2 protein-coding genes are annotated in these 1028 nt (G+C 70.4%); both read right to left on the bottom strand.

Translation table 11 applies throughout. The features are described 5' to 3' along the window. The coding region (locus GRX66_RS19305) for an FAD-dependent oxidoreductase (RefSeq protein ID WP_159527876.1) at positions 1–396 on the bottom strand (396 nt) is incomplete at its 3' end. A gap of 97 nt (positions 397–493) precedes the next feature. Beyond that, positions 494–1028, bottom strand: a 535-nt coding sequence (locus GRX66_RS19300) for an NUDIX hydrolase (protein WP_159527875.1), incomplete at its 5' end; no start/stop codon positions are given.

The following is a 1028-nucleotide window of genomic DNA, read 5'->3' as shown; positions in this document are numbered from 1 at the left end:
CGACAGCCACTCCCGGGGCGTCTCGGGTCGCTCCGTGGACGCCCGAACGGCGGTGCCGTCGTCGCCCGCGAGCAGCGTCTCGCTGGTCGGTACGAGGTGGTCCGCGACACTGCCGGGAGCGCCATCGCTGCGCGCTCTGCCGCCGCCCGCGTGCCCGTCGGGGATGCGCTCCATGGTGTCGACGACGTTCCGGTAGTACGCCGGGAAGAACCGGAACCCGTGCTCGCCCATCAGCGGCCGGTCGCTGTCGTCGACCGGGACGCTCCGGGCCTTCCCGCCGACGCGGTCGTTTGCCTCGTAGACTGTCACGTCGAACCCGCGCTCCGCGAGTTCGTGAGCGGCAGTCAGCCCCCCGATACCTCCCCCCAGAACGGCGACCGACGGCGAATCGTGCATCACTCCCAGTTAGGCGCGAGCGACCTTCAGCGTATGGCTCGTCGAACCCAATCGGTGCGACTCGTCGACACCGTCTCCGCCCGGCTCACCGAGACCGTCAGCTCTCGGGGTCCATCTCGACGACCTCGGGTTCGCGCGCCGGCGGCGTCCACCCGACCGCGAGGTCGAGGAACTGCACGAGAATCCGGGCGGTGGCGCCCCAAACGGTGTAGTCTTCGACGTGGAAGAAGTGGACAATAGCCTCGCCGTAGGTGGGGTGGACGCGTTTCTCCACCTCGTAGTTCGCGGGGTCCGTGAGCGCGGCGATCGACAGCACCGCGACCTCCTCGACCTCGCGCTCGTCGGGGACGAACTCGCGGTCCGGGACGCGCGCGACGAACGGCGTCACCGAGTACCGGGAGGTCGTTCGGATGTCGTCGAGTTGCCCGACGAACGAGATCTCGTCGCGGTGGAGTTCGACCTCCTCGTAGGCCTCGCGGGCCGCGGTCTCCCGGAGGTTCTCGTCGCTCGGTTCGCGGCCGCCGCCCGGGAAACTCATCTGGCCGGGGTGCTCGCCGAGGTGGTCGGCGCGCTTCGTGAACACCAGCGCCCGGCCGTCCTCGCGCTGGACGACCGGCACGAGGACGGCCGCG

The sequence above is a fragment of the Halobacterium bonnevillei genome (genome assembly GCF_009831555.1).
In the GTDB taxonomy this organism is placed as follows: domain Archaea; phylum Halobacteriota; class Halobacteria; order Halobacteriales; family Halobacteriaceae; genus Halobacterium; species Halobacterium bonnevillei.
This window is presented reverse-complemented; position numbering and strand designations above follow the sequence as displayed.